7 protein-coding genes and 2 pseudogenes are annotated in these 8,513 nt (G+C 44.4%); 6 read left to right on the top strand and 3 right to left on the bottom strand.

Annotated features, from left to right (window positions below):
- Positions 1-166 precede the first annotated feature (166 nt).
- The 6 genes and pseudogenes from DKW60_RS24045 to DKW60_RS12070 all read left to right on the top strand — a co-directional run bounded on the left by DKW60_RS24045 (position 167) and on the right by DKW60_RS12070 (position 5,867).
- On the top strand, positions 167-544 hold the full coding sequence (locus tag DKW60_RS24045; protein ID WP_219988744.1) for a hypothetical protein: 378 nt from the start codon (positions 167-169) through the stop codon (positions 542-544).
- Entirely contained in the window at positions 504-1,016 is a 513-nt protein-coding gene (locus DKW60_RS24040) for an esterase-like activity of phytase family protein (RefSeq protein ID WP_219988743.1), read from the top strand. The genes DKW60_RS24045 and DKW60_RS24040 overlap by 41 nt, the downstream gene beginning before the upstream one ends.
- 270 nt (positions 1,017-1,286) lie before the next feature.
- Positions 1,287-1,497, top strand: a pseudogene (locus tag DKW60_RS12085) (helix-turn-helix domain-containing protein).
- Positions 1,498-1,514: 17 nt separating this feature from the next.
- A complete protein-coding gene (locus tag DKW60_RS12080; protein ID WP_109837911.1) occupies positions 1,515-1,961 on the top strand; it encodes a type I restriction-modification system subunit M N-terminal domain-containing protein in 447 nt (148 codons plus the stop codon).
- The gene (locus DKW60_RS12075) at positions 1,954-4,620 is read left to right on the top strand and encodes a TrlF family AAA-like ATPase (protein WP_109837910.1); all 2,667 of its coding nucleotides are present in this window, start codon (positions 1,954-1,956) and stop codon (positions 4,618-4,620) included. The genes DKW60_RS12080 and DKW60_RS12075 overlap by 8 nt, the downstream gene beginning before the upstream one ends.
- A gap of 26 nt (positions 4,621-4,646) precedes the next feature.
- On the top strand, positions 4,647-5,867 hold the full coding sequence (locus DKW60_RS12070) for an RNA-binding domain-containing protein (RefSeq protein ID WP_109837909.1): 1,221 nt from the start codon (positions 4,647-4,649) through the stop codon (positions 5,865-5,867).
- A gap of 38 nt (positions 5,868-5,905) precedes the next feature.
- On the opposite strand, the pseudogene DKW60_RS24325 reads toward DKW60_RS12070, so the two are convergent.
- The 3 genes and pseudogenes from DKW60_RS24325 to DKW60_RS12050 all read right to left on the bottom strand — a co-directional run bounded on the left by DKW60_RS24325 (position 5,906) and on the right by DKW60_RS12050 (position 8,418).
- A pseudogene (locus DKW60_RS24325) lies at positions 5,906-6,322 on the bottom strand (Uma2 family endonuclease).
- A gap of 155 nt (positions 6,323-6,477) precedes the next feature.
- Entirely contained in the window at positions 6,478-8,109 is a 1,632-nt protein-coding gene (gene drt4, locus DKW60_RS12055; protein ID WP_109837906.1) for an antiviral reverse transcriptase Drt4, read from the bottom strand.
- A gap of 81 nt (positions 8,110-8,190) precedes the next feature.
- The gene (locus DKW60_RS12050; RefSeq protein ID WP_109837905.1) at positions 8,191-8,418 is read right to left on the bottom strand and encodes a hypothetical protein; all 228 of its coding nucleotides are present in this window, start codon (positions 8,416-8,418) and stop codon (positions 8,191-8,193) included.
- Positions 8,419-8,513: the final 95 nt, after the last annotated feature.

The raw sequence follows: 8,513 nt of genomic DNA, 5'->3' as shown, positions 1-8,513 counted from the left end.
CAACTCAATATCGTCTTCAAGATCATTAAACGGTTGTAAATCCCAAGTGCCGCAGATTGATTATTCGCAAATGCATCTGCAGTGAATGTGATAGCGCGGGTTTTTAATTCTAATGTCATCTTTGTCGCTTAATGTCTGCAGCTCTATCTTGACTGAGGTTTTGAATATGTACCGCTCTACTATTGCTTTTGCTGCGTTATTTTCAGCATTTTCCGCTCAGGCTGAGAATGCTGTTAAATTCGATGACAAATTGCTTGGCCATGCCATTTTGCCAGCACAAACATTAATCCCGGCGCCGAAAGATGCCCCTGCCTTATTACAGTCTTCGGGTAAGTTCTCAGCGTGGGGAAATCCCGTTCGGATTACTGATGAGCCGACGGATGGCGAAAAGCTGCCATTCAAAGGTCAGCCGTTACAGGGGTTCTCCGGAATTCGCGCAGTGGGTGATGGTAGCTACTACGTGCTGACGGATAATGGGTTTGGTTCGATGGCAAACTCGCCAGATGCCATGTTGTTCTTTCACCACCCGCGAATGGACAGGTAACTCCTGGTTCTATCCTATCGAAGATGACAGTCATGCGATTGGTGATTTTAATATGATAGATGAGACGCGCGGCTTGGTGATAGAGCGTGATGGCGGTCAGGGGGATGCTGAGCAGGCTTGTAAAGATGGCAATACTGAAAACTGCTTTAAAAAGCCTGCGACCTTCAAGCGCATTTATATGATTGATATGGCAGGTGTTAACAATGGTGAAGCCGTTAAGAAAGTGGCTTACATCGACTTGATGGATATTAAAGGTGCTGATGGTGTTGCACGCCAGGGTAAGCGCGAAGATGGGCGTTTTACGTTCCCATTCGTCACCATTGAGAATGTGGACCGTGTGGATGAAAACACAATTATTGTTGCCAATGACAATAACTTCCCGTTTTCAAAAGGTCGCCAGCTGGATGCTCGTGATGATAATGAAATGATTTTATTGGAAGTAGGCGAGTTCCTGAAAGCAAAGGCAAAGTAATCCATTCAGTTGTAAGAGAAATGTTCGGGGCAGCGTATTGCGATATGGCTGCCCTTTTATTTGAGTTACTTCTGTCTCTCACGAAAGCGCATGTACTGTGCTAAACGCATTCTCGTGAACCACAAGTGCGCCAACTACCCGCACTATTAGTCAATACGCTCAATTATTTGGTTTTAACTCAAATAAGTTGAGAATCATCATAATCGTGGTAGGGTAAGCAACAGTGAAAAATCCCCAAGTTTATGGTTAAGAAAACACCGTGGAGAGAGCATGATTCGCTGCCACCTAGCCCGTTTAATGGGTGAGAGAAAAATGCGCATTAGCGACGTGATGCGAGAAACCGACCTCAGCCGTACTACCGTCACGCTACTGTACAAAGAAACCGCGCTCAAGGTTAGAGGTGCTTGATAAGCTGTGCGTGTTATTCGACTGCGAGTTAAACCAATTATTGGAACATATTCCGGCTAAAGCCAAGCGATGAAAGGTTAGGGAACCCAAATGGCCATTAAGAAAACCGAACTTTACTCTTCCCTTTTGGCCAGCTGCGACGAGCTGCGCGTTGGTATGGATGTCAGCCAGTACAAAGACTATGTACTGAGCATGCTGTTTATGAAGTATGTCTCTGATAAATACAAAGGCGACCCGTATGAAGTCGCCGTACTAAAACAAGCGAAAAAGCTGTTTGATGCCGAAGCGACTGCTGAAAAAGCGCTAAAAGAAGCGCAAGACGCACTCGATTTAGCGGTGTTTAAGCAATACCCCAAACTCAGCATTGATGACATCAAATCTTTGATTGTGGAGGATACATGGCTGGCAACGCTTGAAAGCAACATTGTGGCCGAAATCGAGCGCGTGACCCAAAAACTGGCCAATCGCGTGAAAGAGCTGCTGACGGGTAAAACGCGCTTGGTGCAACTGCTAAAGAAGGAGTCACAACATGGCTGACCAACAGCAAAGTTATAAAAAAGCTCGCTTTTTTAAATGTGCGTTGCAGGTTAATCCAGCGGGCTATATTCAATACCGTGGCCAACAACAGAGACTGGCTGAGTCTGACTATAACCAGCAGTTGTTAAATGCTGCACTGGAGGCGGACATTGAGATAATCGGTTTGGCTGATCATGGCTCAGTGGATGGTGTTGACTCGATCCGAACCTTATTTAATCAGCATGGTATCGTGGTATTTCCCGGTTTTGAGATTGCTTCAAGCGAAAAAATACATTTTGTCTGTTTGTTTGATGAGAGCAAATCGGCGCAAGAGCTTGAACGGATTCTGGGCAGTTTACGGCTATTAGATCCTCAGGACGGTGTTCGCCCTTCGAGGTTAAGTGCTGAGCAGTTAATTGATGAGGTGAATCAGCAAGGTGGCTTTATCTTCGCGGCACACTGTACCAATGATAATGGTTTGTTAAAAATTGGGCAGATGAATCACGTATGGCAACACCAAGGTCTTTTGGCTGCGCAAATACCTGGGTCGATTGAAGACTTACGTGGTGTTGAAAATGACTTTTACCGCAAAGTATTCCTTAACAAAGATGCAAATTATAAGCGTGAGCGGGAAATGGCGGCTATCAATGCTGCGGACGTTGCACAGCCAGATGATATTAAATCACCGGGTGCTTCCTGTTTAATCAAGATGACCAAGCCTTGTTTTGCCTCGTTTAAACAGGCTTTTTTGGATGCAGGATCTAGGGTTCGTTTAAATTCTGATAAGCCAGAAAACTATGCTTCAGCCATCGAACGTATTCGCTTTGTTGGTGGTTATCTGGACGGAGTTGATATTGAATTGTCTGACCATCTTAACGCTGTTATTGGCGGGCGTGGTACGGGCAAATCAACCTTGTTGGAGTGTATTCGCTACGCATTCGCGTTGGAGCCTAAGACTCAAAACGCGTTAAAACAACATAAGAGTGTGATTGATACCAACCTTGGCAAAGAGCGGGGGTTGGTTGAAATTACGCTGCGCTCAGCCGTGCTGCATGGCCGTAAATTCACCGTAAGTCGAAAATATGGTAATCAACCCGTGGTGGTGGATGATCAAGGCAATATTTCACCGTACCACCCCACCGATCTGCTGCCGGGCATCGAGCTTTACGGGCAAAACGAAATTTATGAAATGACCCGAGATGAACATAGTCGTAATCAACTCATAGAACGCTTTTTGGAAGGGGAACACGAGCAATTTGATGCTGATATTGCCAAGGTGCTTGCAAAACTGAAAGAAAATCGGGAATCCATCAAGCGTGCTCTGAGTCAAAAAGATGATATTGAAGCCGAGGTAGAACGCTTGCCCAAACTGTTGGATCAAGCCAAGCAGTATCAAGCATTAGGGATTGAAGAAAAGCTGAAAATTATTCCTAAGCTGGAAAAAGAAAAGCAGTTGAACGCGCGTGTTGATGAAGATGTGACTCGCGTAAAAGACGCCATTGAAGCCCTTAAAGACAGCTTGCCTGATACGGTTTTTTTAAGTGATAGCGCATTGGATGGCTTGCCGCATGCCGATTTATTTAGGCAGCAGCGCGTGGTGTTGGTCGCCTTAAAAACAGGTGTACAGCAAACGCTAGTGCAACTGGAACAGCTTGCTTTGAACGGAGAAACTCAGTTGGCACCGCTTAAGCAAGCGTTGTTGGAAAAACAGCAGACTGAAGAGCAGAATTTAGAAAAAGCCTTTAAAGATATTCCTGCAAGCCAAGGAAAAACGGGGCGTCAAATTGGTGCTGAGTATCAGACGCTGCTGAAGCAGATTGAGCAGATCAGACCCAAGCAAACCACGTTACAACATCGCCAAGCGCAAATTGACGAGTTGTACGGCCAGCGCAAAAAGCTACTGTTGGAGTTGGATCAGCATACTAGCGCCAGAGCGACCAGTATTTTGAAATCAGTAAAACGCTTGACGCGAAAGCTGGAGCAAAAGGTTCGGCTTACCTTGCAGCCGGAAGGGACCCGCCAAGTGTTTGTTGATTTTCTTAGCGAATGCAATTTAGAGGGCGTAGGGCCTAAGCGCTTGGCTTGGGTGTTGGATGGCGATTTTTCACCCAGTAATCTCGCAGCCACTATTCGCCAGGGAGAAGCAGAATTAGCCCTGAACTTCGGCATCACTGGTACGGTGATTTCCGCCTTAACCCGATTGCCAGAAGTAAAACTATTAGAGCTGGAAGAGTTGCAACTGCCCGATACGATGGCCATTGAACTGAATGTGACCCATGGCGAGCGAGAGGCGGTATTTCGCCCTATTGATGACTTATCGACGGGGCAGCAGTGTACCGCTGTTTTGCATTTGTTGCTTTTGGATAATCAAGACCCTTTGATTTTGGATCAACCGGAAGACAATTTGGATAACGCATTTATTGCCGAACGTATTGTTGCAGAACTTCGCAGAGCAAAATTAAGCCGTCAATTTCTGTTTGCCACACATAATGCCAATATCCCCGTATTCGGTGATGCAGAATGGATCGGTGTGTTAAGTGTTGAAGATAGTAAAGGGGTGATTTTGTCAGAGCAGCAAGGGGCTATTGATGTACCCAAAGTTCAAGAGCTGGCAGCCGATATTTTGGAGGGGGGCAAAAGTGCGTTCAATCAGCGCCGTGAGAAATACGGTTTTAATTGAGCAGTTGTGCCTCTTAGGAGAAAAGCATGTTAAAGACAGAATTATTAGAAATTATCGCCAATGGTGAAAACTCAGGTGTGGAGTTTAAGCGTGATGATATTCGCCCTGAACAACTGGCAAAAGAAGTGGTGGCTATGGCCAACTTCCAAGGTGGAAAAGTTCTACTTGGCGTTGAAGATGACGGAGTAATCAGCGGCATCCAAAGGGGCGATCTTGAAGAGTGGGTGATGAATGTCTTTCAGAACAAAGTCCACCCTATGATTTTGCCTTTTTATGAAGAAGTAAAGTTAGACGATGACAAAACCGTGGCGGTTGTGAGCTTCCCTATTGGTATCTCAAAGCCTTATGTTGTTCGTCACAGCGGGAAAGAAGAAATCTACATTCGTGTAGGCACAACGTCCAGACTAGCGACCAGAGAGCAGCAAATGCGGCTGTTTGAATTGGGTGGCATGTTACACACTGAAGTCATGCCCGTACCTCGCACAGATATCAGTTGTTTAGATGATGCGCGGCTGATGAATTATATTAGGGATATTTTACGTGATCCAGATGTGCCGGAGTCTCCAGAAGAATGGCAGGCAAGGCTTCTCGGACTTGGGTTTTTAACAGAAGCGGCAGGTAACATTTGCTGCACCATTGCTGGGCTGGTGCTGTTTGGCAAAAGCCCGCGCCGTTATTTAAAGCAGGCTGGATTAAGAGTGATGGTATTTACTGGCGATGATAAGGAGTACCAAGCCGAGCTGGATGACATTATCGATGGTCCAATGGTTGGTCGCTGGGATCTCGATGGTGGTGATAAACGCCTAGTCGATGGTGGCGTTATTGAACGCTTTATGGAAGCGATGACACCCTTTATATCTCAGGAATCTGGTGAGGTAGATGCAGGACTGAGGCGGGAAACAACGTGGTTTTATCCCCTTGAAGCCGTTAGGGAGGCATTAATTAATGCATTGGCGCACCGCGATTGGACTCGGTTTGTTGAGATTGAAGTGTCTGGATACTCGAATCGCCTTGAGGTGATTAGCCCGGGTGCTTTACCAAATTCGATGACGGTGGAAAAAATGAAGGCTGGCCAGCGGTCGCCAAGGAATACCATCGTCATGGAAGTTTTGCGTGATTATGGCTATGTCGATTATCGAGGAATGGGTGTTAGAACCAAAATTGTTCCGCTAACCAAAGCGCTCACGGGTAAAGAGCCAGAGTTTGAATTAACGGAGGATCATTTAAAGACCGTTTTATATCGCTAGGTAAGGAAAACAAGCTTCGGATTGGTCAGAGGTAGTGACTAGGGCATATCCTCTTGTGGTTTGTCTTGTGAGACGATCAGGTAGGCTTTTAACGAATCAATGGGTTGATAGCTCAGGGCTTTTTCCAAGTAGTCCTTGCGCATGGTAGAGGCGGAGGAGACTTCAACAATCAGGCAGGGATTTGAAAGGTAGTCGTCATTTTCGTTGTCGTCTTCACAACTTAAAACGATGTCGGGGTAGTAATAGCTTTTGTATTTCTCAGCGCGGACTTAGATGTCTGAAAAGTAGATTTCACAGCCGGATTGATCGGCAGCCTCTGACAGGCTGGTGATGAAATTTCGGGCGATTCTGTTATGCGTCTTACTTGCGCTAGCCATGGCATAGACGTGGCCGTTAACGTATTCGTGGCGAGTCTCTGCTGTTCTTTCACCTGCTAAATACTCATCTTCAGTCATTCATTCACGCCTTTTTGATGGTTTTTTCATTTCTTTTAATCTCCTATTTTGTCACTTTTTGGGCAGAGTTAATGCGGATTGTATCCTGTGTCAACATTGTTGCCAGATTTAAGCCTATACGTAAATGGCTTATGTATGTGGATCAAGGAAGCCAGTTACTCAACACCACTTTGCTGACTGTCACCCTCTTTTTCCGTACCTAGAAAGCTTTCTACCATAGGAGCGATACTAATTTCGTCGCATTTAGCTTCTGCCTCAGTCTCTTTATTATCTTGAGGTATAAAGTTGACCTGATTATCTCTCAGTATTTCGAATACCTTTTTCTCACTTTGGTCTTCCTTGTAAGGGTTATCTATCTTCTTTTCGCGGTAGAGTTGATATAAAAGCAACCAATAAGAATCTTTTTCATAGAGACTTTGAGATAGCAGTTCTTTTGCGAAATCAACAATAATAGCTTGGTCTTCTAAAAGAGTGTTTAGAATAACCATGGAAACGCAGTCTTTACTCTCGATCACAGCTTGTACAACATCTTGAGAAGGAGTTATCTTATGCTCCCTAAAGATATGCAAAGGCCAAGCCATGCCATCCGAGCGTTTTAACTTTGCATTTTTGATGATGATCGAAGATAGTTTTTCTTCAAAGTCACTGACCTGTTCAATGTCGTCAGGGTTGAAAGATGCCAAGTACGGAATAAGGATCGGGTAATGCCAAGACAAGTTCATGATCAGCTCAAAGACTTGTATATTTGCCCTGTCATCGTACTGGCCAATGATTATTGACAAGGCATACTTGAGAACACTACCGTCAGGTGTCGTTTTAACTAAATCAATTGCGCGATTAATGAATGTTAGCACTTCGGCAGCAGTTAACTTTGGCTCATCAGTTGATCCCATCGATAAGCGGCTTGGTAATGCGCCCAATAAGTCAATAATCCAGCTATCCTGAGTTGATGCAGGCAACTCAATAATTTTGGTCTTTTCGATGTTGAGTGTTAGCTTGTAAGCCGCTAGTTGTTGACCTAGTTCTAATAAAAAATCATCTGCTTCTTCAGTGGTTTCGCAATAGCATGTGTAGTCGTCCACATACCGGTTAAAGCAAAAGTTTTTCTCAATCAGTGCATCATCAATTTTGGAAAGGATTAATTCGGCAACGATGCTTGATGACGCTGGGCCTATAGCAATACCCTGTGTTTCGTTTCTTTTTGTTTTTCTTAGGTAAAGATCTAAGTCGGAAGAAAAAGTACCTTTGTTTCTCTTCTTAGCCTCTTCAAAACCAATGAGTGCCCACTCAACAGCATGGGAGTAAATACTGTTAAAACAGTTTGCGATATCAGTTTGAACTAAAACTTTCTTTCCAAAACTGATTTGATTGATCCGGCTGTTTTTAGCGAATGGATCTTCGTAGTTCATGACTATAATACGACCATCTTCATGTGGTCGTGGTTTGACAATGCTGTGATCACCCTCGGACACAAAACCGAATTCATCCCAATTATCATGCAAGTGTTTTGCTAACAGTGCATAAGCTTTAGGGTGGATCAGTGATAGGATTCTGGGGACGTTGTTGTATCGTGTAGCTTTATACTCAACAACATCATACCCCTTACTTCTTCGGGGCTTTGTTTCGGCTAATCCAGCAATTGCTTCGCATATTTCAGGAGTAAAATGACGCGAAGTAATGCAAGGCGGTATTTCACTAACGCCACTTCTCTGGTTAGGGAAGTAATTGAAGCGAGTCAGCCCTCGATAGATATTTCTTTTGGTCTCGTAGAAGAACGTTAAACTCATAAAAATTACTGTAAAGTTTGATTATTATTTCGGTGATGAACAGCCAAAGATAGTGTAATGATCAACTGAGAACTAGAAGCTTTACCCATCCCAATCAATCATCGAAAAATCCAACTCACGAACAAACTCGTGACCTCTGAGCTTGAGCCGCCTGTCTTCGTCTGTATTCAAAACATTGATAAAGCGATCCGCTTGTAAAAAAGCATCATCAGGCCAAATGGATGACCAGAGGCTATAGAAAATACCTGCATCACTACCAAGATAGTTACTAACTGATGCTAATGCGCTACCTGCATACTGAATAGACAAAAGCTTCGGTGTTTTTCAAGGTAGTTGTCGCATTTTTTCAAAAAATCATATCAAGTGACCTGTCTGATTATGCCGCTTTCTTTCCCTCAGCAGGT

This window comes from Leucothrix pacifica, from assembly GCF_003172875.1.
Classification (GTDB): domain Bacteria; phylum Pseudomonadota; class Gammaproteobacteria; order Thiotrichales; family Thiotrichaceae; genus Leucothrix; species Leucothrix pacifica.
Note: the sequence above shows the minus strand (reverse complement) of the source record. Positions and strands in the feature narration are given on the sequence as shown.